Origin of the sequence: Sphingomonas sp. (genome assembly GCF_036731925.1) — a bacterium.
GTDB lineage: Bacteria > Pseudomonadota > Alphaproteobacteria > Sphingomonadales > Sphingomonadaceae > Sphingomonas.
This window is the reverse complement of record NZ_DAINDJ010000001.1, coordinates 871503-895212: the sequence shown is the minus strand read 5'-3', so window position 1 is coordinate 895212 and position 23710 is coordinate 871503. Positions and strand designations below refer to the sequence as shown.

25 protein-coding genes and 1 pseudogene are annotated in these 23710 nt (G+C 65.3%); 14 read left to right on the top strand and 12 right to left on the bottom strand.

Going from position 1 to position 23710, the window contains the following annotated elements:
- Positions 1–179 precede the first annotated feature (179 nt).
- The gene (locus tag V7E00_RS04605) at positions 180–659 is read right to left on the bottom strand and encodes a hypothetical protein (RefSeq protein ID WP_333571496.1); all 480 of its coding nucleotides are present in this window, start codon (positions 657–659) and stop codon (positions 180–182) included.
- Between the two features lie 200 nt (positions 660–859).
- Here V7E00_RS04605 and V7E00_RS04600 point away from each other — a divergent pair, with 200 nt between their 5' ends.
- Complete coding sequence (locus V7E00_RS04600; RefSeq protein ID WP_333571495.1) at positions 860–1414, top strand: recombinase family protein; 555 nt, start codon at positions 860–862, stop codon at positions 1412–1414.
- The gene (locus tag V7E00_RS04595; protein WP_333571494.1) at positions 1411–2853 is read left to right on the top strand and encodes a hypothetical protein; all 1443 of its coding nucleotides are present in this window, start codon (positions 1411–1413) and stop codon (positions 2851–2853) included. The genes V7E00_RS04600 and V7E00_RS04595 overlap by 4 nt, the downstream gene beginning before the upstream one ends.
- Before the next feature lie 615 nt (positions 2854–3468).
- Here V7E00_RS04595 and V7E00_RS04590 read toward each other — a convergent pair.
- Positions 3469–3678: a hypothetical protein gene (locus tag V7E00_RS04590; protein WP_333571493.1), complete on the bottom strand. Its 210-nt coding sequence runs from the start codon at positions 3676–3678 to the stop codon at positions 3469–3471.
- A 93-nt stretch (positions 3679–3771) separates the two neighbouring features.
- A complete protein-coding gene (locus V7E00_RS20060; RefSeq protein WP_443019137.1) occupies positions 3772–4347 on the bottom strand; it encodes an SH3 domain-containing protein in 576 nt (191 codons plus the stop codon).
- An 881-nt stretch (positions 4348–5228) separates the two neighbouring features.
- Here V7E00_RS20060 and V7E00_RS04585 point away from each other — a divergent pair.
- A complete protein-coding gene (locus tag V7E00_RS04585) occupies positions 5229–5591 on the top strand; it encodes a response regulator (protein ID WP_333571492.1) in 363 nt (120 codons plus the stop codon).
- Positions 5592–5716: 125 nt separating this feature from the next.
- Here V7E00_RS04585 and V7E00_RS04580 read toward each other — a convergent pair whose 3' ends face one another.
- The 3 genes and pseudogenes from V7E00_RS04580 to V7E00_RS20050 form a co-directional block, all read right to left on the bottom strand.
- The gene (locus V7E00_RS04580; RefSeq protein WP_333571491.1) at positions 5717–6610 is read right to left on the bottom strand and encodes a site-specific integrase; all 894 of its coding nucleotides are present in this window, start codon (positions 6608–6610) and stop codon (positions 5717–5719) included.
- A 195-nt stretch (positions 6611–6805) separates the two neighbouring features.
- On the bottom strand, positions 6806–7132 hold the full coding sequence (locus V7E00_RS20055) for a topoisomerase DNA-binding C4 zinc finger domain-containing protein (RefSeq protein WP_443019170.1): 327 nt from the start codon (positions 7130–7132) through the stop codon (positions 6806–6808).
- Positions 7133–7391: 259 nt separating this feature from the next.
- Positions 7392–7526: pseudogene (locus V7E00_RS20050) on the bottom strand (ATP-binding protein); the annotation flags it as partial.
- Between the two features lie 238 nt (positions 7527–7764).
- Here V7E00_RS20050 and rpmH point away from each other — a divergent pair.
- From rpmH to V7E00_RS04550, 6 genes are all read left to right on the top strand, one after another.
- Complete coding sequence (gene rpmH, locus V7E00_RS04575; RefSeq protein ID WP_010545931.1) at positions 7765–7899, top strand: 50S ribosomal protein L34; 135 nt, start codon at positions 7765–7767, stop codon at positions 7897–7899.
- A gap of 14 nt (positions 7900–7913) precedes the next feature.
- Positions 7914–8273, top strand: a complete 360-nt coding sequence (gene rnpA / locus V7E00_RS04570; protein WP_333571490.1) for a ribonuclease P protein component — start codon at positions 7914–7916, stop codon at positions 8271–8273.
- The gene (yidD, locus tag V7E00_RS04565; RefSeq protein WP_066722546.1) at positions 8270–8482 is read left to right on the top strand and encodes a membrane protein insertion efficiency factor YidD; all 213 of its coding nucleotides are present in this window, start codon (positions 8270–8272) and stop codon (positions 8480–8482) included. The genes rnpA and yidD overlap by 4 nt, the downstream gene beginning before the upstream one ends.
- 21 nt (positions 8483–8503) lie before the next feature.
- The gene (gene yidC, locus V7E00_RS04560) at positions 8504–10222 is read left to right on the top strand and encodes a membrane protein insertase YidC (RefSeq protein WP_333571489.1); all 1719 of its coding nucleotides are present in this window, start codon (positions 8504–8506) and stop codon (positions 10220–10222) included.
- 190 nt (positions 10223–10412) lie between these two features.
- Entirely contained in the window at positions 10413–11048 is a 636-nt protein-coding gene (gene yihA / locus V7E00_RS04555; RefSeq protein ID WP_333571488.1) for a ribosome biogenesis GTP-binding protein YihA/YsxC, read from the top strand.
- 8 nt (positions 11049–11056) lie between these two features.
- Entirely contained in the window at positions 11057–11383 is a 327-nt protein-coding gene (locus V7E00_RS04550) for a gamma-glutamylcyclotransferase family protein (RefSeq protein WP_333571487.1), read from the top strand.
- On the opposite strand, the gene V7E00_RS04545 is transcribed toward V7E00_RS04550, so the two are convergent.
- Complete coding sequence (locus tag V7E00_RS04545) at positions 11380–13335, bottom strand: alpha/beta hydrolase family protein (RefSeq protein WP_333571486.1); 1956 nt, start codon at positions 13333–13335, stop codon at positions 11380–11382. The genes V7E00_RS04550 and V7E00_RS04545 overlap by 4 nt on opposite strands.
- Positions 13336–13469: 134 nt before the next feature.
- Here V7E00_RS04545 and V7E00_RS04540 point away from each other — a divergent pair, with 134 nt between their 5' ends.
- Positions 13470–14132, top strand: a complete 663-nt coding sequence (locus V7E00_RS04540) for a glutathione S-transferase family protein (RefSeq protein WP_333571485.1) — start codon at positions 13470–13472, stop codon at positions 14130–14132.
- 129 nt (positions 14133–14261) lie between these two features.
- Here V7E00_RS04540 and V7E00_RS04535 read toward each other — a convergent pair whose 3' ends face one another.
- Complete coding sequence (locus V7E00_RS04535) at positions 14262–14723, bottom strand: cupin domain-containing protein (RefSeq protein WP_333571484.1); 462 nt, start codon at positions 14721–14723, stop codon at positions 14262–14264.
- Here V7E00_RS04535 and dapE point away from each other — a divergent pair.
- Positions 14723–15865, top strand: a complete 1143-nt coding sequence (gene dapE, locus V7E00_RS04530; RefSeq protein ID WP_333571483.1) for a succinyl-diaminopimelate desuccinylase — start codon at positions 14723–14725, stop codon at positions 15863–15865. The genes V7E00_RS04535 and dapE overlap by 1 nt on opposite strands.
- A 4-nt stretch (positions 15866–15869) precedes the next feature.
- Here the strand turns inward: dapE and V7E00_RS04525 are convergent, their stop codons facing one another.
- The 4 genes from V7E00_RS04525 to V7E00_RS04510 form a co-directional block, all read right to left on the bottom strand.
- Positions 15870–17507 carry a putative bifunctional diguanylate cyclase/phosphodiesterase gene (locus tag V7E00_RS04525; protein ID WP_333571482.1) on the bottom strand — a complete coding sequence of 546 codons (1638 nt, stop codon included), beginning with the start codon at positions 17505–17507 and terminating at the stop codon, positions 15870–15872.
- 127 nt (positions 17508–17634) lie between these two features.
- Positions 17635–18246, bottom strand: coding sequence for a Smr/MutS family protein (locus tag V7E00_RS04520; RefSeq protein WP_333571481.1), 612 nt, complete (start codon positions 18244–18246; stop codon positions 17635–17637).
- A complete protein-coding gene (gene mltA, locus V7E00_RS04515; RefSeq protein WP_333571480.1) occupies positions 18243–19580 on the bottom strand; it encodes a murein transglycosylase A in 1338 nt (445 codons plus the stop codon). Before mltA ends, V7E00_RS04520 begins: the two co-directional genes overlap by 4 nt.
- Before the next feature lie 8 nt (positions 19581–19588).
- Entirely contained in the window at positions 19589–20233 is a 645-nt protein-coding gene (locus V7E00_RS04510) for a Tim44/TimA family putative adaptor protein (RefSeq protein ID WP_333571479.1), read from the bottom strand.
- A 161-nt stretch (positions 20234–20394) separates the two neighbouring features.
- On the opposite strand from V7E00_RS04510, the gene secB reads away from it, so the two are divergent.
- The 3 genes from secB (at position 20395) to trpS (ending at position 23674) form a co-directional block, all read left to right on the top strand.
- Entirely contained in the window at positions 20395–20898 is a 504-nt protein-coding gene (secB, locus tag V7E00_RS04505) for a protein-export chaperone SecB (protein WP_333571478.1), read from the top strand.
- Between the two features lie 79 nt (positions 20899–20977).
- Positions 20978–22546: a murein biosynthesis integral membrane protein MurJ gene (murJ, locus tag V7E00_RS04500; protein ID WP_333571477.1), complete on the top strand. Its 1569-nt coding sequence runs from the start codon at positions 20978–20980 to the stop codon at positions 22544–22546.
- Positions 22547–22684: 138 nt separating this feature from the next.
- Positions 22685–23674, top strand: coding sequence for a tryptophan--tRNA ligase (gene trpS / locus V7E00_RS04495; RefSeq protein ID WP_333571476.1), 990 nt, complete (start codon positions 22685–22687; stop codon positions 23672–23674).
- Positions 23675–23710 lie beyond the last annotated feature (36 nt).

Here is a 23710-nt window from a genome sequence, read left to right as displayed (position 1 = left end):
CCCCACCATGCCGTCCCCCACCCTGCCCGAATGCCTAGGGAAACTGCGGTTTCCTACTGGATGTAGAAGCCAGTGCGGGGCTTAGGGTGCGTGGGGGAACGCGATAGGATTGGCCGTTTGGAAGCGGCGGGATGGCATCGGGGACATTAGGGGCGGGGGTAGAGTGTGTCGGTTGCACACTACACCTGAGAAGCTAACGTATGGGGAGGGACTTCACGCAGGCGGGTCACTGTCCCCTGCCCAACCGTAGCGACGTCGTCCGCGAAATCAGCCTCTAAGTCGTCAACGCGCTCTATGAGGTAATCGAGCGCCTCCACAACCTTCCGCATTCTTACAGCCATATAGCAGGCGCGGTCAGCGGGTTCGCCGACGAGCAGGGGCCCCCTCCCCTTGGTTGAGACGCAGCAGGCCCGGAGAAATGACCTCACCGCCGCTGCCGAAACTTGCACGTCCTCTGCCTCGATCGCCGCGACCTCCGCCGCAGCGTTCGACGCCAATGGTGCGGCCGGGGGACGGCCCGCTCGGTTTGCGGCTTCATCTACAGACTCTCCGAGATAAAGATTCTTCAGGAAGACGAGGAAGTTGCCGCTTGAGGGGTCGCAGGGCATTGAGAAATAGTCGCTCACGAGAACATCTCCGAAGGGCAGCAGGATCGTCACGCGGCTGCGTGGACCACACTATGTTGTGCGAATGTCCGTACTAATGGCGCCCGACGCGCCTTCAGCGCCTTTGATGTCCGGATGGGTATACCCGTGGGAGATGCGGGCGTGAGACGATATCGACGTCTCAATAGGGTTGACTTGGAGTTTTGGGGCGACTAGCAGGACCGGGTCTAGAGCCTATTGGGACTGAATGGATCATGTCAGCACTCGTTGGATACGCCCGCGTCAGCACGGACGATCAAGACTGCGCCCTGCAAGAGGAGGCGCTTAGGGCGGCGGGTTGTACGATCATTCGGAGCGAGAAGCGGAGCGGCACGACGACCGAGGGTCGGCAGGAGCTGGAAACCATCCTGTCATTCATGCGCTCAGGTGACACACTCATGGTCACGCGCGTCGACCGCCTGGCTCGTTCCGTCGCTGACCTGGAGCGCATCGTAAAGAGCGTACAGGATCGCGGCGCGTTCCTTCGAGCCACTGAGCAGCCCATCGACACGTCGTCCCCGGCCGGCGTCGCATTCCTCCAGATGCTGGGGGTCTTCGCTCAATTCGAGACCGCCATTCGCCGCGAGCGCCAGATGGAGGGGATCGCCAAGGCTAAGGACCGTGGCGTCTACAAGGGCCGTAAGCCGTCTGTGGATGTCGCGAAGGTTCGGGAGCTGCGGGAGGCCGGCATGGGCCCTGCGGCAATTGCTAAGCAACTGGGGATCGGCCGGGCAAGCGTCTATCGTGCGCTGGTGAGCGTCGGGGAGTGACTAACCCGCTCGCTATCACATGGCAGGAGGCCGAGACGGCTGAGTTCATGTCGCTCGCGGTCGCTGCGGCCTCGGAGGCGGCTGTCCAGCTCGTCGAGGGCCTCTTGAACGATGTCGTGTTGCCGGCGTGGCCTGAAGGTCTCCAGCGGCGCAAGACGACCATTGAGAAGCACCGGCGGGCCCTCGCGGTCTTAATCGGAGAGCTTCAGCGCTTCGACATCCGCGGCCTTCGAGGAAAGCACGGGATGGGCAACAGCGACTTCGTGGGCGCCCCGTTTGGTCGCGACGTCTTTCGTCGCACCGCCGATGCCCTGAAGGGCGCGGGGTTGCTGGAGGAGCGCCCCGGTTGGAGGTGGACGTCGAAGAGCGCGTTCCACGGCGGGGCGACAATCAAGACTGGCTCATCTGTCACCACGTTCGGCCTGACCGAAAGCGCCCTTGAGCGCCTGGATGCGGCCGGGATCGACGCGGAGAGGCTGAGAGACTGGCGAGCGCATTGGACCCGTGAAGACGCGGCCCTCTCTGCCGTTGTCGGCGGCCCCCTGGTCGAGCTGCGGGCGGCGAAGGTCATCTCGTCACCCGTTCGGCAGGCGCGGGAAGCGCTCTCAGTCAACCCCGAGAACCCCAAGGTCGCACGGATCATCGCCGAGCTGGAAGAGCACAACGCTTTCATGGCCGCAGTAGGCGTGCGAGGTGCATCGTTCTATGGTCTCAAGCGCGTCTTCAACAACGGCGATCAAGATGGCTTTGCGTGGCAGTGGGGCGGCAAGATCGCGTCGCGCGGGCCCTCCGGTTACGAGACCGAGACCAAGCGTGACCGGCTTGAAAACATGATCATCGGCGGGGAGCCTGTTGTCGAAATCGACATCCGCGCGTCCCACTACACCCTGCTATGCGCTCTCTCCGGTTACGCCTTCGGCCCCGAAGTGACGGACCCATATTATGTGGAGGGCGTGCCTCGAGACCTTGTGAAGAACATCGTGGTCCAGGCAATTGGCCGGGGCGATCTTAACGCCACAACCTGGTCCGATAAGGCCCGTGCTGACTACGCCCGAGCGCACCCTGGGGAGAAGTTGGACAAGGCGCTGAGCTTTCGGTCAGCCAAGAGCGCTGTGTGCGTCGCTATGCAGGCCCTGGTCTACGCCGGGGCGCCGGGGCGGACCGTGCACGACCTCAACTACCACGAAGCTGAGATAATGATGCGAGCCATGGCCACACTTAGGACCGCCGGATGGGGTAGCTTGCCGGTTCATGATTGTCTCATCGTGCCGCTGAGCGCCGAGGACGCCGGTAAGGAGGCCATTAGATCGGCGTTCGCCGCATACATCGAAGAGGTTCGTCGTTGCGCCACCGTGGTCATCCCCGCGCTGACCGTAGAGCGCCGTGAGGCCCCAAAGATCATGATTGATGATCAAACATCGGTGAATGAGGCAGCTTAGAGCGTACCTAAGAACGGGGGCATTCCAGGAGGAAATCTCGGCCGCCTGAGGACGCTTGCCGGCCTCGCTGACCGGCGGTACCGTCGAGGCGCTCCAGGTGAACTTGCAGGCCCTCGTTTCCACGGGGGCAGAGGGCGCGGCAAAACGCCTCTCGGCACCTGGAGCGCCCTTCGGGACGCTGCGGCGAGGACCCACAGTTTTCCTGTGGGTGCGGCAAGCTGAGGCCCGCCCCGTCCAGAACCTAGAGGTAGACGAGTGCCGACCGGTGAAGCGAGCCACCCCCCTGATCTTTTCGCAGGGACCTCGGCGCCTCGCACTGCGCTGGCTCGACTGGATGAGCGACGGGTGGAGAGTCTTAGTTTTTCTAAGACACCCCTCACAGTTGTGTCGCGCCCCGGCCTGTTCAAGCTGATCCAGCGCCCCTCTGGACCACTCGCCATGCTGTGGTATCGTGTGGTCGCTCCGGGCGACTTTGGCGGCCCTCGTGAACAACGGGGGCGGAGGATGCGGCTAAACGGTCCTCGGCGCCCGGAGCACCTAGACCCCAAATAGTTCTTGGGGTCAGGCCCGAGGATCATAAATCGGATCGAGGACCGTTGCTTTTGTCCTTCCGAATCAATGGCCCAGCAGAAACCAGGCGCCGAAGCCGATAAGCACAAGCGGCCATCCAATCCACACGGCGGCGCCGACAGCCAGCCCCGGCACCCATCCGAACGCAATGGTCCAGACACTCGAATAAGTGGCCGCCAAATGCCACCACGTGGCTACGAAGCCGACGAAGGCCAGACAGAAACCAATGCCGAAGTAGATCTCGCCGTCCCGCACCTTAGCCCCCTCAGGTTTCGCTTACTTCTTGTCACATCGCGCCCGATCGAGTCGGGTGCACTCACCACCCAGAGATGGCGCCACTGCGCAGTCCTACACGCCATACCTCTTGTTGCCGCCGCTCGTGATGCAGTAGCGCCCACCTCGTGGACCAACGCACACGTTGCCGCCCGAGCAGGGACAAGACCCCCCGCCCCCAAATCCAAATGAGCGGTGCTTCGGGATCGGCGTATAACCATGCAGTCTGCCGCCACCGCGATGGCTCCGAGCACTTCGAGTACTGCGAGTCCTCTTTGCCGTCACCGTGGGGATATGTACCCCCGTCCACTTAGCCGCTGGGGCGGCCCGCGTGTGATGCTGGACGCGATCAGAGGGCATATGAACCGCGCCGCTTTCGGCGCCACGCTGCTGCAGGTTGCTTTCCGCAGTGACAACATACCGGCTCGGCACCCAGCACGAGCGTCCTTTCGTCAGTACCAAACGCCAATCACCAAGCCGCGACTGCACGAATACCTCGGTACCTCGGCTAAGCACAACGACGACACGAGCATTTGCCTTTGGCGCTTCACGGCACCGTACTGCGTTAGATTCGATCACCTCAGACTGGGCATTGACGTACGAGAAGATCGTTAGAGTGCCGGCGATAACTGCCGCTAAAGCTTTGAGCATTACGTCCCCCTTCCACCTTCTTTGCTCGACGCAATCGACGCCGGCAAGCCTCTTCCATGTCCCGCTTCTTCGATCCCGAACGCGAGCCGAATTTCAGGTGATGAAGCGACGGTTCCGTGAATAGCGTGAAAAGTTCTTTCGAGCCCACGAACACCTTTCTAACGCCTACCGAATGAATCCTTGCGGCTAAATCTATGCTTCAGCTGTTGCGTCATGTCTCTTGATATCGCACAATAGGATGTCTTAATTGCGTGAGGTAATATGCCGTTTATCGCGTCCGGAATAGCTTCAGTTATCGGGACCCTCATCTCGGTATCGCCTGTGCAACAATCCGAGACGTGCGCCATCCGCCATACGGCAGAAGGAACTTTGAAGGAATCGATTCATGAGGATGGATTCAGCTTCAAGGGCTATGACGCCTTATGTAAGCGACTTAAGCAAGAGGGGCTTACGCTTGCTATCGTGTCAGATAGCGGAGTGCTGGCAGAACGGTCGTACGGCTGGGTAAACGTGAGGCTTCGAAGAACTTCCAGCGGCATTTCAGGGTGGTTCAGCAGGGTCTGTACTATACTGAGCCGGGAGGCTTCCACGCCCGCAGCGAAGAAAGCGGAATACGACGCACTAAACAGCGTTGCTGAGCAGATCGCCCGAGACCCAGCCCCGTTCATCGCGTCTGTTGTCGAGGCTGAGACGGATGCAAGAAACGCGCCGCGACCGTCGTAAGCGCACCGTCTCCGCTCGGCCTAGGACGCATGCTGAGTTCCAGGCGATGAAGCGGAGGCTCCGTGGATAACTTAGATGATGCGAAAAATTCGTCGCTGTTTAGAACCCTTCATAAATATGAGCGTTAGTCAACACGTCCGGAGGGGAAGGAACGCGCGATGAAGCCAACGGTTTTGGTTGCTGAGGATGAGCTGTACGTGCGGATGCTCGCGGCCGATATTCTCGCAGATAGTGGCTTTGCCGTCCTCGAAGCACAAAACGCCACAGAGGCGCTGGACCTTCTCGCGGCTAACCCCGTCGAGGTGCTCTTTACCGACATCCACATGCCCGGCCCAATCGACGGCTTAGAGCTGGCCGACATCGTGGCTGTGCGGCACCCTAGAGTAGGCTTAGTGGTCACCTCTGGCGTACGGCAGCTAAACGACGGGGAGATACCGGACGCTGGCGTGTACCTACCGAAACCCTACGACTACGGCAAGCTGGCCGAGCTGATACAGGAGCAGATTACCAAGCATCACTAAATCGCGAAGTGACCGCGTGGCCTCGGATAGCAAAAGGGCCCAGGGGTTCCCCCAGGCCCTCCGCTCGTCGGTCCGCCTGAAGCCTAGGCGGCCGCTAAGATCGTTCGGAGATCATCGGCAGCCCGTCACTCGACCGATTGCCCGGTCCTACGCCCAGCAAGCTTGGCACGAATGCGCTGCGCGTCCGGGTGAGTGTAGCGCATCAGTTGAGATAATGTCAGGTGCCCACTGACCGTGGCAACTTCCGGGGGCGACAGGCCCAGCTCCAGTAGCCTGGAGACGCCTTCGTGTCGCAGATCGTGCAGCCGAAGGTCCTCGATGCCCGCTCGCGTGCAGGCCGTCGTCCAAGCCCAGCGAAGAGCGTGAATGTCGATGGGGAAGACGTACTCGCTTTGTGGTTTCAGCCCGCGCAGCACATACAAGGCCTCGTCGGTCAATGGGACGGTACGCGGCCGGCCGTTCTTCGTCTTGGGAATATGAACGCAGCCCAGGGACAAGAACGCATCGCGCCATCGCAGCGACAGTATTTCACCCCGGCGCATTGCGGTCTCGATTGCAAACCGGACGTAGGCCCAGGCAAGCGGGTGGCCCACTAAAGCGTCCCGAAGGGCTTCGTACTCGCCTGCCCGCAATCTCCGGTCCCGAGCAGCACCCGGCGCCGGCAAGGCAACCAGGGCCGCGACGTTCGTAAGGAGCTGATAGCCCCACTCGCGCCTCGCAGTCTCCAAGGTCCGCCGAATCAGGCTGATTTCACTTCGGACTGAGCTGGAGGACACTTCGCTTGACCGCTCGGCCCGATAGTCAGCGACGGCCTTACTCGTCAGCTCAGCGACCGGCAGGGCCGCCAATAGCGACCTCCGCAGCTTGCCGATCCGATAAGCCTCCGCCGACGCCCCGCGCTTCTTGGAGGATACCTCTCGGTCGTATCGCTCCAGCAAGTCACCAAGGGTGTCCGCGTAAGGATCAGGGACCTGCTCAGGGGAGGCGTAGCGCACCAACGCCGCCTGCCTCAGGGTCACCCATGCCTTCGCCCTACCTTCGGAAGCAAAGCTCTTAGACGAAACAGCCCCGGACTCTGAATGAAACTCAACTAGCCATCGACCATCCACAAGCCTAATCAACACGACCTCCCGACTCACTAAGCCGGAATTACAGGTTTACAGCGATGACATCATTAGATTTAAGCTCTGCAGTTGCGGACCGTCTGCATCATTCTACCTTTTTGCTCGACCACGAAAGGGCCTAGTACCCCTGCATCTCGGGAAGTTTGCGCACCCATAGAACGGCCGCCCGGTGCGAGGTCCCTTCTTCGCTGTCCGGATACGCATCGGCGAGCCACAGGCGGGGCACGAAGGACTTGTCGCTGCTCGGCGTCCCTCGCGGCTCCTATCGGCGACCGGAGTCCTTATCTCGGCGCGATCATCCGACAAGTGAGCCGACTCATCAGACGACGATGCTTCGTCGCCCCCAGGCTCTGGCGTCAGAGAGCCCTTGCGTTCGCCGCGATCACGAAGGAAGCCGCGATCCAATGCGTCGAACACGTAGAAGCCGATGAACCAAGAAAGCGCACCGAACGGCAACAGGAGTGCACGGCCGTCGCCGCTGCGATCGACGCCCCCGTGCCATGAGCAAGCGCCGCGATGGCCTATGCTCGGGGAAAGCCATCCGTCGCGGCATCGGGGAGGTCCGCTTAAAGCAGCCAGAAGGAAGCAAAGGCTCGCAAAGGTGCCAACACCCGACGCTACTGAGACGGGCAGCGCGTAGCGTCGCAATAAGTTAAGCACTGGAAAGGCAGTCCGGTCGGCTACGGGTAAATACGGGGTCTTGTGTTCCGACGACGACGAACTTGGGCAGACCGGCGACGAGGTTGCACTGCACCTCCACCGCACGGGCTTCCAACCCCAGATAGGCTACCGTCGAGACACTGGCGACCAAGAGAGCCCCCTCCCCGGGTTCAGACCATAGCGGCTTTTCATCGCTACGGAAGCGGCACGATTACCAACAGGCGTATTGCATCGACACAACACCTCTCCCATCTTCGCGGCAATGTGCTCCGAAGTCCGCCCAATTCCGCATCCTGCGTTGACTCGTGCGGCAGTTCTGCTTAAGGGCGCTCGACACGCGGCCGCCCCTGTGGCGGCCCTTTTACGTTCTAGATACTCGAGGATGAGCGATGAAGCGGACCTTTCAGCCGAGCAACCTGGTGCGTGCGCGCCGGCACGGCTTCCGTGCACGGATGGCGACCCCGGGCGGTCGCAATGTGATCCGCGCCCGCCGCGCCCGCGGCCGCAAGAAGCTGTCGGCGTAAGCACCGACACGCCCTTGCTGAGCCTCGACCGGCTCACGCAGCGCAAGGACTATCTCGCCGCCAACGGGGGAAAGCGGGCACCGATGCCCGGTTTCGTCCTGCTGGTGCGCGAACGGAACGATGCCGATCCGTCGATGCGGATCGGCATTACCGTATCCAAGAAAGTTGGCAACGCCGTTATCCGTAACCGGATGAAGCGGCGCTTTCGCATGCTCGCGCGCGAAGTGCTTCCCGAAGCGGGAATCGCCGGCGCGGACCATGTGCTGATCGGCCGGAACGGCGGAATCGAACGCCCCTATGCCGATCTGAAGGCGGAACTCGCCAAGGCGCTTCGGCGCGTTCGCCCCAAGGCCGACCCCAAGGTAGAATCATGATCGCGCGAGCACTCATGCTGCTCGCGCGCGCCTGGCAGCTGGGGCCGTCGCTGATCCTGCCGCCCACCTGCCGCTATCAGCCTTCCTGTTCGGCCTATGCAATCGAGGCGCTTCGCCGCTATGGGGCGGTGAAAGGCGGCTGGCTTGCGCTCCGGCGCATCGCGCGCTGCCATCCATGGGGCGGGCACGGCCCAGATCCCGTTCCTTGAGTTTCCTTCCGGGGATTATCGGTGAAAGAAGAACAGAAGAACTTCATCCTCTTCGCGGCGTTCGCGGCGCTTGTCCTGCTCGGCTGGCCGATGATCAGCCGCTGGGTCTTCCCGCAGCAGCCCGCCGTCCCGGGGAAGATGGTGGACGGCAAGCTCCAGCCGATGCCCAACTCCGGCGTCGATCCGGCGGCCAACGCGCCCAAGACGATTCGGGCCCGGGAAGCGGTGCTGGCCGATAGCCCGCGCGTCGCCATCGACACCCCCGCGCTCAAGGGCTCGATCAACCTCAAGGGCCTGCGCATCGACGATCTCGTGCTGCGCCAGTACGACCAGACCGTCGCCAAGAACTCGCCGCCGATCCGCCTGCTTTCGCCGAGCGGCGCGGAGGGGAGCTATTTCGCGCAGTTCGGCTGGCAGGGTGCCGGCGCGCCTGACGGCAACACCGTGTGGAAGGCCGATGGCGAGACGCTGACGCCCGCCACCCCGGTGAAGCTCACCACCACCAACAGCGCGGGCCAGACCTTCACGGTCGAGCTCGGTGTCGACTCGAACTTCATGTTCACCGTGCGCCAGACCGTCGCGAACCGCGGCGCGGCGCCGGTGGCCGTTACCCCCTACACGCTGATCTCGCGCGGCCAGCGCTCGGCCGATACCAGCCAGTGGGCCGCGCATGTCGGCCCGGTGGCCGCGACCAATGATGCGGCGCATTACATCAACTGGAAGGACATCGAGAGCACGCCCCAGCAGTTCGCCACCACCGGCGGCTGGGTCGGCTTCAGCGACCATTACTGGCTGACCGCGGCGATCCCAGACCAGCGCGGCGGGGTGAGCATCCAGCAGCGCGGCACCGCCGCCCAGCAGTATCAGGCCGATGTGTCGCTCGCCCAGCCGATCGCGATCCGCCCCGGCAAGGAAGCGACCTATACAAGCCACTTCTTCGCCGGTGCGAAGGAAGTGAAGCTGCTCGATGCCTATCAGAAGCAGTTCGACATCGCGAAGTTCGAGCGTGCGATCGACTGGGGCTGGTTCGAGATCATCGAGCGCCCGATCTTCACCTATCTCAGCTGGCTGTTCAAACTCGTCGGCAATTTCGGCGTGGCGATCATCCTGCTGACGATCACCATCCGCGGCCTGCTGTTCCCGATTGCCCAGAAGCAGTTCGCCTCGATGGCGAAGATGCGCCAGGTGCAGCCGAAGATGAAGGCGATCCAGGAGCGCTACAAGGACGACAAGCAGCGTCAGCAGCAGGAGATCATGCAGCTGTACAAGGCGGAGAAGGTGAACCCCCTCGCCGGGTGTGCGCCGATGCTCCTCCAGATCCCGATCATGTTCGCGCTGTACAAGGTACTGCTGCTGACCATCGAGATGCGGCACCAGCCCTTCGTGGCGTGGATCAAGGACCTTTCGGCACCGGATCCGGCGATGATCCTCAACCTGTTCGGCTATCTGCCTTATACCCCGCCCAGCTTCCTCGCGATCGGCGTGGTGCCGGTGCTGCTCGGCGTGTCAATGTTCTTCCAGATGCGGATGAACCCGGCCCCGATGGACGAGATGCAGAAGCAGATGTTCGCGATCATGCCGTGGATGCTGATGTTCCTGATGGCGCCGTTCGCCGTCGGCCTGCAGCTCTACTGGATCACCTCCAACGTGCTGACTGTGCTCCAGCAGCAGTGGCTCTATGCGCGTCACCCGGAGATGAAGGTCCCCGTGGAAAAGCCGAAAGCGGTCAAGGCAAAGTGATGGAGGCGCGCCCCTCCACGCTCCTCCCCTGCAAGGGGAGGTGGCAGGCCGAAGGCCTGACGGAGGGGTGTCCCCGTTCGCGTCGGAGGACCGCCCTCGCACCGTCGACACCCTTCCGTCGCTTCGCGACACCTCCCCTTTCAGGGGAGGATTTGAAAGGGCCTCATCCTCTGAGGCAGCTGATTTCCTGATGTCCTTCGACCCCGACCAGATCGAAGCCGCGCGCAAGCTGTTCGCCGGCCCCATCGCGTTCCTCAAGTCCGCGCCGGCGCTGGAGCATCTGCCTCAGCCGACGGTGCCGGAGATTGCCTTTGCCGGCCGCTCGAACGTCGGCAAGTCGTCGCTGATCAACGCGCTGACCAACCGGAACAGCCTCGCCCGCACCTCGGTTACGCCGGGGCGCACGCAGGAGCTGAACTTCTTCGACGTAGGCGAGCCGCTGCGCTTCCGCCTCGTCGACATGCCCGGCTACGGCTTTGCCAAGGCGCCCAAGGACATGGTCCGCAAGTGGCGCTATCTGGTGAACGACTATCTGCGCGGCCGGCAGGAGCTGAAGCGCGCGCTGGTGCTGATCGATTCGCGCCACGGCATCAAGGATGTCGACCGCGAAATCCTCGAGATGCTCGACAATGCGGCCGTCAGCTACCGACTGGTTCTCACCAAGACCGACAAGATCAAGGCGAGCGAACTGGCCAAGGTGACCGCCCGCACGGTGGAAGAGGCGCGCAAGCGCACCGCCGCACATCCCGAGATCCTCGCCACCTCCAGCGACAAGGGCATGGGCCTGCCGGAGCTGCGCGCCGCGGTGCTCGAAGCGATCAGCTGAGCGCGGGCATGGAGCCGCTCTTCTCCTACGGCACGCTCCAACTCGACCAGGTGCAGCGCAGCCAGTTCGGCCGGCTGCTCGACGGCACCGACGACGTGCTCCACGGCTATGTCGTCACCGAGATCCAGATCCGCGATCCAGCGGTACTGGATGCGAGCGGGGTCGAGACCCACCTCGCGCTCGTCCCCGGCGATGGCCCGCCGATCGCGGGCAAGGTGTTCCAGCTGACGGCGCAGGAACTGGAAACCGCGGACATCTATGAAAGCGAGAATTACGTCCGGGTGCGGGTGCCCCTCGCCTCGGGCACCCGCGCCTGGGTGTATGTGAAGGCCTAGGCCGGATTGTACTTGGCGAGGAAGGCTTCCAGCGCCTTGAGGAAGCTCAGCCGATCCTCCTGCCGCGTGAAGAAATGGTCGCCTTCGGGCTGCTCGATGAATTCGAACGTCTTGCTCGCAGCCGCCAGTCGATCGGCCATCAATTTGCTCTGCTTGAAGGGCACGCGGCGATCCTTCTTGCCGTGCACGATCAGCACCGGGATCGAGAAGTCCTCCGGATGGAACAGTGGCGAGATCGCCTTGAAGTCCGGCGCCTGCGCCTTGAGCCAGTCCGCGGAGGCCTCATGCCCCAGTGCGTTCGAGTCATAGGCCAGCAGCCGCTGCAGATCGGAAACGCCGGCAAACGAAACCGCGCAGCGGAACAGCTTGCCGTCGCGCTGCGCCGCCCGCAGCGCCGCATAGCCGCCATAGGAGCCGCCAACGACGCACACCCGCTTGGGATCAGCAATACCCTGGTCCACCAGCGCCTTCACCGCATCGTTCAGGTCGTCCTGCATCGCCAGGCCCCATTGGCCCTCCCCTTTGCGAGTGAAGGACGTGCCATAGCCGGTCGAACCGCGATAATTGGGTTGAATGACCGCATAGCCGCGGTCCGCGAGGAACTGCGTCCACCAGTCCCATTCCTCCTCGTCGCGTGCGGCAGGCCCGCCATGCGGCATCAGGATCAGCGGCAGGTTCTTGCCGGCGCTGCCCCGCGGCGTGGTGAGGACGGCGGCAATCTCCAGTCCATCGCGCGCCTTGTACCGGATCGTCTTCACCGGGTGGAGACGACGCAGCTTCAGCGTCTGGTTGTTCATCGCCAGCGGCTGGAGCGACTCGTCCGCGGCGCGATAGACGAAATAGGCGCCCGGTGCGGTGGCATCGCCCACCTTGACGATCACTACCGAGCGATCCGCCGTGAAGCTGGTGATCTCCACCTGCGCCGCCTGAACCTTACCGCTCAGCTTTTTCTGCAGCGCCGCCATCGCCGGGTCGATCCAGTGGGTGGTGGCACGGTTCTCGGTCACCTCCACCCCGAGCAGCGTCGAGGTGACCGGATCGACCACCGGCCCACTGATGTCGTACCCCGGCGAGGCAAAGACCTGCTTGCCCGCCTGCATCGTGGCCAGGTCGAACTCCCACAGCGCGGAGAGCCCCTTGTCGTCATCCTGCACCACCAGTGCCTTGCCGGGATCCGGCAGGAACAGCGAGGGCACCAGCAGCCCGTCATGCAGCCCCTTGGCGCGATCGACAGTTCGGAAATCGCTGCGGCCAGTCGGCCGGTACAACAGCCGACGCTGGCGGCCGTCCATGCTCCGGCCGATGCCCATCCGCACGACGCCGGCACCGTCCGCATACCAGCTCATCACGCCTTCGCGGCCGGTCAGCACGGTCTTGTGCCTGCCCGTGGACACGTCGACCTCGTCCACCTTCGGCCAGAAGCCCGCGTCGTTGGTGAAGATCGAGGTCTGGGCCGCCAGCAGCACGCGAGGTGTGCCGTCGTGCGCGATCCAGAGCAGCGAACCGCCGTCCTGGCCCGTCTCCGCACTGTTGAGCAGCACCATCTTGCCGGTCGCGGCGTTCACGCCGAACGCGCGCTTGATGTACCATTCGTCGCCGTCGACCGGGGTGGTTCTTCCGACGCCGAGCACCAGCCAGTCATTGTTGACCCAGTGCCACTCGTTGAGATCCGTGTCGCCGGTGCCGATCAGCAAGGGCTTCGCCCCGTCGTCAAGCCCGACAATCGCGAAATACTGCTTGCCCTGCACCGCCAGCTGCGCGGCGACGCGCTTGCCGTCGGGCGAGATGCGCGGATCCACCAGCATCGGCAACTCGGCGAACACCGCGGTATCGACCTTTGCCGGCGCGGGCCTGGCCTGCCCGGCAGCCTGTTCCTGCGCGCCCGCCGTACCGTACGCCCCACCCATCGCCGCGAGCGCCACCGCCGCGAACAGGCTCCACTTCTTCCGCATTTCGTTCCATCCCCGATTCGCGGCCCCCTGCCGCCGGGCCAGCCTGGAAACATTCCGATACAAGCGCAATGGCCTTCGGCGCCGCGCCGCACGAGCGGTTGCCGTCCTCTGCGGGCACCGCTATCCGGAGGTCCATGAAGCTCATCATCGGCAACAAGGCCTATTCCTCCTGGTCGCTGCGCGGCTGGCTCGCCTGCAAGCTCTCGGGCCTTCCCTTCGAGGAAACGGTCGTGCCGATGTACGATCAGGACTGGGACAGGCGCCGCCAGGGCGCCGAGTTCGCGCCCTCCTCCGGCAAGGTGCCGATCCTGTGGGACGGCGACGCCGTGGTGTGGGACAGCCTGGCGATCGTCGAGTATCTCAATGACAAGACCGGCAACACGCTGTTCTGGCCGGAAGATCCCGCCGCGCGCGCCATGGCGCGCTCGATGGCGGCGGAGATGCATTCCAGCTTCACCGCCCTCCGCAGCAAGCACAGCATGAACGTGCGCCAGGTCTATCCGGCCGCGCCGGTCGATGCCGATGTGCAGGCAGATCTCGCGCGGATCATGGAGCTCTGGGCCCAGGCGCGCGCCCGCTACGGAAGCGAGGAACCGTTCCTGTTCGGCAAGTTCGGCGCTGCCGACATCATGTTCGCCCCGGTGGTGACGCGGATCGTCACCTATTCGCTGCCAGTGCCGCGCTTCGCGCAGAGCTACATGCTCGCAGTGCTCCAGCACCCCTACCTGCAGGACTGGATCGCCGGGGCGCAGGAAGAGGAATGGGTGATCGAGAAGTACGAACTGCCGGTGGTGTGACCCTTCGTCCTTAGCCCCTCCTCCTCGGAGGAGGGATTGGGGGTGGAAGGATTCCAGAACGCCTGTTGCTCTCCTTGAGACACAGCCCCACCCCAACCCCTCCCCGGAAGGGGGGCTTAGATCCACGACCTACTTCAACCGCTCCGTCTCGTACCGCGTGCCGTCCTTGCGGAAATATCCCTCCGGCGTGAACACCATGTCGATGTCGGGATACTCCCCGCTCCCGCGCGGCCCTGCCCCGATGGCCAGGAACACCGCATCCGCGTCGGACCGGTTCTGCAGGTGATGCCCGTCCGCCACGCCCGCCGGGAACGCCGCGCAGTCGCCGGCACGCAGCAGCGTCTCGCCGCCGTCCTCGACCAGTACCACCTCACCGGCGAGCATCACGACGAACTCGTCCTCGCTGTCGTGCCAGTGGCGCTGCGACGACCATCCGCCGGGCTTCAGCACGACATGGCTGACGCCCATCGCCGTCAGCCCGCTCGGCGGTGCCAGTCGACGGTACCAGCGCCCCGCCACCGGCGCGTCATACGGCGCCGGATAGCCGGTGGCGTTGGTCTGCGGGATTGTATCCAGATCCAGCTTGGGCAATGTCGCCTCCCTCATGTGTGGAGACTAATGTGCCGGACGTTGTCGAACTCACCAAGGCCCTGATCGGCGCGGAAAGCGTCACGCCCGCGCGCGGCAGCGTGTTCGACATACTGGAGGCGGCGGTCACCCCCCTCGGCTTCCGTGTCGAGCGCTTCGTGGAAGGCGAGGCACCCGACGGGCCGGTCGAAAACCTGCTCGCGGTGCGCGGCGCTGGCGGCCCGCATCTCGCTTTTGCCGGTCATCTCGACGTGGTGCCGCCGGGCGAGGGCTGGACCAGCGGCGCCTTCGCCCCCGAGATCCGCGGCGACCTGCTCTACGGCCGCGGCGCGGTGGACATGAAGGGGGCGATCGCCGCCTTTGTCGCCGCTGCCGCGCGGGTGCCGGAACGCGGCACCACCAGCCTGATCATCACGGGCGACGAGGAAGGTCCGGCGACGTTCGGCACGCCCAGGCTGATCGAGCGCATGGCCGAGCGCGGCCTCGTCCCCGATTGCTGCGTGGTGGGCGAGCCCACCTCCGCGCACCGGCTGGGCGACACGATCAAGATCGGGCGGCGTGGATCCACGGTGATCGACATCGCCGTGATCGGTCGCCAGGGCCATGTCGCCTACCCTCATCTCGCGGACAACCCGGTGCCGCGCCTCGTCCGCGCTCTCGCCGAGATCGACGCCATCACGCTCGACCAGGGCAATGCCTGGTTCCAGCCGTCGAACATCGAAGTGATCGATCTGGCGGTCGGCAACAAGGCGACCAATGTCATCCCCGGCCGCGCCGCCGCCCGCATCAGCATCCGCTTCAACGACCAGCAGCGCGGGCCCGACCTGATCCAACGGATACGCGACGTCGTCGCCGCCCACGCCCCGCATGCCGAGGTGAACGGCCGCGTCTATGGCGAAGCGTTCCTCACCGAACCCGGCCCGCTATCGGAACTGGTCAGCGGCGCGATCCGCGACGTGCTGGGGGTGGAAGCGGAGCTTTCGACCACCGGCGGCACCTCCGATGCCCGCTTCCTTTCGCGCGTCTGCCCGGTGGTGGAGTTCGGCTTGCTCAACGCAACGATGCACAAGCTCGATGAAGCCGTGGCGCTGGACGATCTGCGCGCGCTGACCGACGTCTATGCGGAGATCCTGCGGCGGGTATGACCGCTCAGGCGGTAGCGCGGCGCGGCGCCATGTCGCGCACCCAAGCGAGAAAGTCCGCCTCGCCCATCGGCGCGCCCATCGCATAGCCCTGCAGCACATCGCAGCCGATCACGCGCAGAACGGCGGCCTGCGCCTCGCTTTCGATGCCCTCGGCCACTGCTTCGCAGCCGATGCCGTGGATCAGCCCGATCACCGCCTGCGCAACGGCACGCGCCTCCGGATTGGTCGCGACATGCTCGATCAGGCTGCGGTCGAGCTTGACCCGGTCGATCGGCAGTCGCCGCAGCCGCGCCAGATTGGAATAGCCGGTGCCGAAATCATCGACGGCGATCGTCGCACCGGCGGAGCGCAGCGTCGCGATCGCGCGCAGCACGTCCTCGGAACAATGCATCGCGAGCGTCTCGCTGATCTCCAGTTCCAGCAGCCGCGCGGGCGCCTGCGCCGCGAGCATCGCCGCGCGCAGATGACGGAAGAAGCTCGCATGATCGATTTGGCGCTGGCTGACGTTCACCGCCAGCCGCTGCTCGATACCCAGACGTCCCCAGCGCGCGATGGTGTTGGCAACGGTGGCAACGACCCAGTCGCCGATCTCGACGATCAACCCGGTCTCCTCGGCGCGCGGCAGGAACGACGCCGGCAGCTTCGTTCCGTCCGGGTGCTGCCATCGAAGCAGCGCTTCCGCGCCCACGATCGCGCCCGTGTTCGCAGACACCTGCGGCTGGAACACCAGCGCAAATTCATCATGCTCGATGGCGGCGCGAAGTTCGGTCTCAAGCCGCGCGCGGGCAATCATCTGGGCCGCGAGCCGATCGCTGAACGTCTCCACCCGCCCGCGGCCCTGAGTCTTGGCCTGATACATGGCCGCATCGGCTGCGCCCATCAGCTCGTGCAGGGTCACGCCGTGCTCGGGGTGCAGCGCAAGTCCTACCGAGGCGCCGATCGAAACCTGCTGGCCGGCGAGGTCGAAGGGTTCGGAAAGCGCCTCCAGCACCTTCTGCCCCACCCGCTCGCGGGCCTGCGGATCGGGAAGGTCGGCGAAGAACAGGGTGAACTCGTCGCCGGCAAGACGGCCGATCAGCGGGGTCTCGCCATGGTTGAAGGCCGCGCACTGATCGCCCACCGCGCGCAGCCGGTTCGCCACCATGCCCAGCAGCACGTCGCCCACGGCGTGCCCCAGCGTGTCGTTCACGGCCTTGAACCGATCGAGGTCGATGAAGAACAGCACGGCCCGCGCATGCTCCGCCGCGTCTTCCAGCATCCGCTCGGCACTGCGGCGGAAATGCGGACGATTGGCAAGGCCGGTCACCGTGTCGAACATGGCGAGCCGGTGCACGCTCTCCAGATTGCCGCGCAGCTTGAGGAACAGCTCGTCCATCGACTCGGCAAGGCGCGGTGTACCGTGGACCAGAGCCGGCGGCAGTGGACTTTCGAGGTCGCCCAACGCCGCGGCGTGAAGCCGATCGACCGCCGCGGCCAGCGCGGCGTTACGGCGGGGTTGCATCAACGCCCAGACCGCGAAAACGGCAAGGATGACGAGCGGCAGGGCGAGCAGCAGCGCGACCGCAACCACCTGGAGCGCGACACCCGCGGCGAGTGCGCCGCCGATGAGCAGACAGGCCGCAAGCGCAGCAGCGCCCGCCATCCCTCTCCCGAAATCCAGCTCCCCCCAGCGCATTGCCGATCGACGCTCCAAACCATCCCCATGCGGCGCCGACAGTAAATGGCGCAGCGATACCCTTCGCATGCATTAGTTAAGAAATTCAGGTCTTCTACGAAGCGCGGGGACGCCGCAGCACGATGTACAGCGCGCCCGAGCCACCGTGGCGCGGATGTGCCTGGCGCACCGCCGCGATGCGGTCTGCATGGCGCGATGCTGCCAGCCAGTCGCCGACGGCGGCCCGAATCGCACCGCGTGCGTGCGGCCGCTCGGATTCGGGCCGCGGCGGCTTGCCGGTGATCAGCAGCAGCACCCGGTCGCCGCGTGCGATGGCGTGGCCCAGCCCCACGTCCAGCCGATCATAGGCGGCATGGAGGTTGTGGCCGTGCAGGTCGATTGCGCTCTCCGGCGCAACCAGTCCGCGCGACAGGCGCCGATCCCATCCGGCATCAAGCGTCCGGCGCTCATGGGTATCCGGCATCGGCGTGGAGAGCGTGATCGCGGGCCGGGCGGGTCGAGTCGGTACCAGCTTGCCGGTCGGCACCTCGATCCGTCGGGCAAGCGGTGTCGGTTTGGCAGCCGGCGCAGCTACGGGCGGAATGGCCGGTTCCGGCGGCAGTTTCCGGGGCGCGGCACGAACGTGGAGCGGCGTGACGGTCTGGATGACCTTCTGCCACAGCGCCGCTTCCTCGGGCGCCAGATTGCGGCGCCCGCGCCCGCTCATGGCTGGGGAATCGCCGGCGGCGTAACCGGCGGGGTGGCCGCGCTGAGCCGGGCGAGCGTGCCCTTGGGCAGCAGCAGCCAAGCGGTGCCGCGCGCGGACATGCCGCCGGCGATCGCCCGCGCATCGTCACCGGCTCCCCAGAAGGTATCGACGCGGTTCGCGCCCTTGATCGCGCCGCCGGTATCCTGCGCCACCCACAGGCCCGTCGCGTCGGTGCGGTCCATCGACAGGAACAGCGGCGCGCCCAAGGGAATGAACTTCGGGTCCGCCGCCACGCTGGTCCAGCCGGCGACGGGATAGCCCATCGCGCCCAGCGGCCCTGCGCCGGTCAGTTCCTTGAAGAAGACGAAGCTCTTGTTCTCGCGCATGATCGCGCGGCCGTCTTCGGGATGGGCACGCAGCCAGGCGACAATACCTTGCATCGAGGTTTGCCCAGGGCCAAGCAGCCCGCGATCCTTCATCAGCCTGCCGATGCCGGTATAGTCGCGGCCATTCTGCCCGGCATAGCCGATGCGCAGCACCTTCCCGTCCGGCCCCTTCAGCCGGCCGGAACCCTGCACCTGCAGGAAGAACATCTCGATCGGGTCCGCCGCCCAGGCGACCACCGGCGCATGGCCTTCCAGCGCGCCCTGCTCGATCTGGGTACGATCATAATAGGGGACGAACTGGCGGCCGTCGACGCGGCCCCTGATCCGCTTGCCCTTCAGCGCATCGGAGAAGAGACCGAGATCGACCTCGATCAGATTGTCCGGAAGGCCGTAGACCGGCACGTCATAGCCCGAGCGCCGCTCGCGCACCCCGGCGATCTCCGGCTCGTAATAGCCAGTGGCGAAGGCCGCGCCGGTGCCGACCTGCACCGTCTCGAACCATTGGGCAAAAAAGGGTGCGGCACCACCCGACCAACTGGCCGCCGCCGCGCAGGCATTGGTCCAATCCGCTCCGGTCGTAAGGCCGGACGCATCGGTGCGACGCATCAGTCCCGGGCAGCTCAACCTGAACGCCGCAAGCGCGCGCTGGGCATTGTCGGCGGTGATCGGCAGCGTCTCGACGGCAGGGCCGGCGACCAGGCCCGTGGTCGCGGCGGTCGTCGCGCCGGCAAGCGCGGGCGCAGCGGGCAGCGCCGGCAGCGGGATCGCGGCGGTCGGCTGGCGCGCAGGCAGGTTGCCGGGCGTCTCGGGAAGCGCGGCTCCAGGGCGCGGACGCTCGGGCGCGGGTTCCGGCTTTACAGGTGCAGGACGGGTCGGCGCGGGCCGCGTGCCCGCTTCCGGGGGAACGATGCCGCTCGAACATGCGCCGAGCAGCCCCGCGAGCGCCAATCCCCCGAATATCCGCATGGTGCCCCTCAGGCTTCGTCGGTCTCGACCAGCTTCCAGTTCGGATCGTCGCTGCGCAGCTTGCGCGCGAAGGTCCACACATCATGCGTGGTGACAGCGTCGCTCAGCGAGCCCGCAACGACATTGCCTTCCGCGTCGCGAGTCACTGCTACGATGTCCGCATCGAAGCGCACCGTCACGCGGGCGACCTTGCCCTCGACGCCGGCCTCGGCGATCGTCGCGCGCTCGATCGTGATCAGGCGGTTGTCGAGCACCTCGCCCGTCACCTTGCGATCGGCGATCGCTTGCTCGAACGCACCGCGAACATCGTCGTCGACCAGGAAGCGCAAGGTTTCCTCGTCGCCCTTCCAGAAGGCTTCGAGCACCATCCGGTAGGCCGACTTGGCGCCTTCCAGGAACTTGGCCACGTCGAAGCTGGGATCGGCGGACACGACGGACCGCAGGCCGGATTCGGCCCCCGAATCGATCGTGCGGTTCCCCGAGTCGCGGACCTCGGGCAGCGCCTCGATCGTCCGCGTTACCGGCGGCGCGGCAACGCGCTCCTCGGCAGGCTTCGGCAGCGGCTGCTCATGGCCGGTACGCTTGCCGAGTACCGCATACAGTCGAAGCGCCAGGAAACCGGCCACCATCGCGAACAGAATGACGTAGAACACTGGCCCTCCAAAGCCTCCGTCTCTAGTACATAGGGCTTCGTGCCTTAGGTTTCAAACCGTACGATGGGCCGTGCGATTGCACCACCGGCACACGCCTGCTAGTCGCTTGCCCGGTAACGCGCCGAGCGCGCGAAAATCTCCTGCATAAAGAGGAAAGTTGGATGGCCGAGAACGACACCTTCGCCGGAATCGGCGCTGCGGATGGCGCGGATGAGGCGCCCCAGGCTGGCGTGCTGTCGCAATATGTGAAGGACCTGTCGTTCGAGAACCCGAACGCACCGGCCATCTACCAGCAGCAGACCGCGCCCGCGATCGACGTGCAGTTCAACATCGGCTCGAACAAGGTCGGTGAGGACGTGTACGAAGTCGCGCTGAAGATCGAAGTCCGCGCCCAGGCCGGCGAGCAGGTCGCGTTCATCGTCGACCTCACCTATGCGGGCCTGTTCGCGCTCCGCAACATTCCCCAGGAAGCGCTCGATCCGTTCCTGCTCGGCGAAGCGCCGCGCATCCTCTTCCCCTTCGCGCGCCGCGTGCTCGCCGATCAGGTTCGCGACGGCGGCTTCCCGCCGCTGATGCTGGAGCCGATCGACTTCGCCGGCATCTACATGCAGCAGCGTGCCCAGCAGGAAGGCGCGATCGGCTTCGAAGAAGCCGGCCACGCCTGATCCGGGCTGCAGCCTGAATATGGGGGCGCGCCGCACGTCGGTGGCGCCCCCTTTTCTTTAATAGGACGGCGAAATCTCGATGAAGCTTGTGCGTAGCCTGGGTTCGGTGGGCGGTCTCACGCTCGCCAGTCGCATCCTCGCGCTGGTCCGCGATTCGCTCCAGGCGCGCTATGTCGGCGCGAACTTCGCGTCGGACGCCTTTCTCGTCGCCTTCCGCCTGCCCAACATGTTCCGCGCCTTCTTCGCCGAAGGGGCGTTCGCATCGGCGTTCGTCCCCATGTTCAACCAGAAGCTGGGCGTGAACGGCGAGCGCGGTGCGGCCTATGATTTCGCCGAGCGCACGCTTTCCGTTCTTTTTGCGGTACTGCTGGCGCTAACGCTGGTGGCGCTCGCCGCGGCCTGGCCGCTTACCTTCGCCCTTTCATGGGGCTTCGAGAAGCAACACCCGACGGCGGAGCAGTTCGCCTTCGCGGTGCAGCTGTCGCGGATCACCATTCCGTATCTGATGCTGATCTGCCTCGCCTCCCTGCTGGGCGGCATCCTCAATTCGCTCGACAAGTTCTGGGTCAACGCCGCCGCGCCGATCCTGCTCAACATCGCGATGGTGACCGGCCTGTTTTTCTTCCACGGCACGCCAGAGGAAACCGCGCGGGTGCAGGCGATCGCGGTGCCGGTGGGCGGTCTGCTCCAGCTCGGCTGGCTGGCGCTCGCCTGCCGCGCCTCGGGCGTGTCGCTGCGCCCTCGCCTGCCCCGCATCGACAACGATGTGCGTCGGCTGATGAAGCTGATTCTGCCCGCCGCCGTCGGCGCGGGCGCGGTGCAGCTGAACCTCGTCATCTCCACCTCGCTCTCGGGCAAGCTGCTCGGCGAGGGTTCGATCTCGTACATCTATTATGCCGATCGGCTGAACCAGCTGCCGCTGGGGATGATCGGCATCGGCCTCGGCACCATCCTGCTCCCCACCATCTCCCGCCTGCTCGGCGCGGGCAAGGAGGCGGAAGCGATGGAGACGCAGAACCGTGGCATGGAACTGGCGCTGTTCCTCACCCTGCCCGCGATGGTCGCGCTGATCGTCGCCGCCGAGCCGATCGTGCGCGGGCTGTTCCAGTACGGCCACTTCACGCCGGAGGACACGGTGAAGTGCGCCTGGGCGCTGGCCGGCTTCTCGATCGGCCTGCCCTCCTATATCCTGGTGAAGGTGCTGACCCCCGGCTTCTATGCCCGCCAGGACACCAGGACGCCGGTGCGCTTCGCGATGATCTCGGTCGCGGTAAACATCGCCGCCAACCTCGCCCTGATCCCGCTGATCGCCCATCTCGGGCCGCCGCTGGCGACCGCGCTCTCCTCCACCGTCAACGTGACGATGCTGTACCTGACGCTGCGCAAGCGCGGTCATTTCACCGTGGACGCGCAGCTCGCCCGTCGCCTGCCGCGCCTGGCGCTCGCCGCGATCCTGATGGGGGTTGCGCTCTGGGGCGGCAGCAGCCTGCTCGACCCGTGGCTCAACGGGCGGCTGTGGGAACGCTATACCGGCCTCGTGATCCTCGTCGGCGCCGGTTCAGCGATCTACGTCGCGGCCTGCTTCGCCACCCGCGCCTTCCTGCTTTCGGACCTCAAGGCGCTGGCCCGCCGCCGCGCCGCACGCTGAGCCCGGTTCCCCTTCGCCCCAAGCTGCTCTAGAGCCGCGGCGTCCTGGCAGATCGCGCGGCCACAAGCACCCCCGCCGCCACGGACCCGCGGCCCGTCCAACGGCCGAACGGTCAACCGGGTGCGGAGTGAACCTTCCATGCGCGTCGTTTCCGGCATCCAGACCACCGGCAATCTCCACCTCGGCAATTATCTGGGCGCCATCAAGCAGTGGGTCGCGATGCAGGATCAGGGCGAATGCCTGTTCTTCCTCGCCGATCTCCACGCCCTCACCGGCTCGATTACCCCGCAGGAACTTGCCAACTCGACGATCGAGATGGCTGCCACGCTGTTCGCCGCGGGCATCGACGATCGATCGATCCTGTTCAACCAGGCGCGCGTCCCCGCCCATGCCGAGCTCTGCTGGATCCTCCAGGGCACCGCGCGGATGGGCTGGCTGAACCGAATGACCCAGTGGAAGGACAAGGCCGGCAAGAACCGCGACGGCGCCAGCGTCGGGTTGTTCACCTACCCGGTGCTCCAGGCCGCGGACATCCTCGTTTACCAGGCGACGCACGTTCCCGTCGGCGAGGACCAGAAGCAGCATCTGGAACTCACCCGCGACATCGCCACCAAGTTCAACCAGGACTTCGGCGTCGAGCTGTTCCCGCTGCCGGAGCCGCTGATCAGCAAGGCCGCGCCGCGGATCATGTCCTTGCGCGACGGCAATGCGAAGATGTCCAAGTCCGATCCGTCCGACCTGAGCCGCATCAACCTGATCGACGACAACGACACGATCGCCGCCAAGTGCCGGAAGGCCAAGACCGATCCCGAGCCGCTGCCGGACTCGTTCGACGCGCTCGCCGAACGCGCCGAGGCGCGCAACCTGGTGACGATCTTCGCGGCGCTGGCGGACAGGGATCCGCAATCGGTGGTGGAGGAATATGCGGGCCAGGGCTTCGGCGCGTTCAAGCCGGCGCTGGCGGACCTCACCATCTCGGTGCTCGGACCCATCCGCGAACGGCTCACGGCGCTGCTCGATGATCGTGCGGAAGTGGGCGTCAAGCTCGCGAAGGGCGCGGAGCGTGCGAGTGCACTGGCAGCGCCGACGCTGAAGGCTGCGCAGCAGGCGGTGGGGTTGCAGGTGTGACCTAACTCTCCCTCCCGCTTGCGGGAGGGAGATTTG

Coding starts and splice junctions, on each gene's coding strand:
- V7E00_RS04525 (WP_333571482.1), bottom strand. CDS start 17,507: ATGGCGGGCGCTGCTGCGCTTGCGGCCTGTCTGCTCATCGGCGGCGCA.
- V7E00_RS04550 (WP_333571487.1), top strand. CDS start 11,057: ATGGAGCCGCTCTTCTCCTACGGCACGCTCCAACTCGACCAGGTGCAG.
- mltA (WP_333571480.1), bottom strand. CDS start 19,580: ATGCGGATATTCGGGGGATTGGCGCTCGCGGGGCTGCTCGGCGCATGT.
- V7E00_RS04540 (WP_333571485.1), top strand. CDS start 13,470: ATGAAGCTCATCATCGGCAACAAGGCCTATTCCTCCTGGTCGCTGCGC.
- yidD (WP_066722546.1), top strand. CDS start 8,270: ATGATCGCGCGAGCACTCATGCTGCTCGCGCGCGCCTGGCAGCTGGGG.
- V7E00_RS04585 (WP_333571492.1), top strand. CDS start 5,229: ATGAAGCCAACGGTTTTGGTTGCTGAGGATGAGCTGTACGTGCGGATG.
- rpmH (WP_010545931.1), top strand. CDS start 7,765: ATGAAGCGGACCTTTCAGCCGAGCAACCTGGTGCGTGCGCGCCGGCAC.
- V7E00_RS04600 (WP_333571495.1), top strand. CDS start 860: ATGTCAGCACTCGTTGGATACGCCCGCGTCAGCACGGACGATCAAGAC.
- secB (WP_333571478.1), top strand. CDS start 20,395: ATGGCCGAGAACGACACCTTCGCCGGAATCGGCGCTGCGGATGGCGCG.
- yihA (WP_333571488.1), top strand. CDS start 10,413: ATGTCCTTCGACCCCGACCAGATCGAAGCCGCGCGCAAGCTGTTCGCC.
- V7E00_RS04520 (WP_333571481.1), bottom strand. CDS start 18,246: ATGAGCGGGCGCGGGCGCCGCAATCTGGCGCCCGAGGAAGCGGCGCTG.
- V7E00_RS20060 (WP_443019137.1), bottom strand. CDS start 4,347: ATGCTCAAAGCTTTAGCGGCAGTTATCGCCGGCACTCTAACGATCTTC.
- trpS (WP_333571476.1), top strand. CDS start 22,685: ATGCGCGTCGTTTCCGGCATCCAGACCACCGGCAATCTCCACCTCGGC.
- murJ (WP_333571477.1), top strand. CDS start 20,978: ATGAAGCTTGTGCGTAGCCTGGGTTCGGTGGGCGGTCTCACGCTCGCC.
- V7E00_RS04545 (WP_333571486.1), bottom strand. CDS start 13,335: ATGCGGAAGAAGTGGAGCCTGTTCGCGGCGGTGGCGCTCGCGGCGATG.
- dapE (WP_333571483.1), top strand. CDS start 14,723: ATGTCGCCTCCCTCATGTGTGGAGACTAATGTGCCGGACGTTGTCGAA.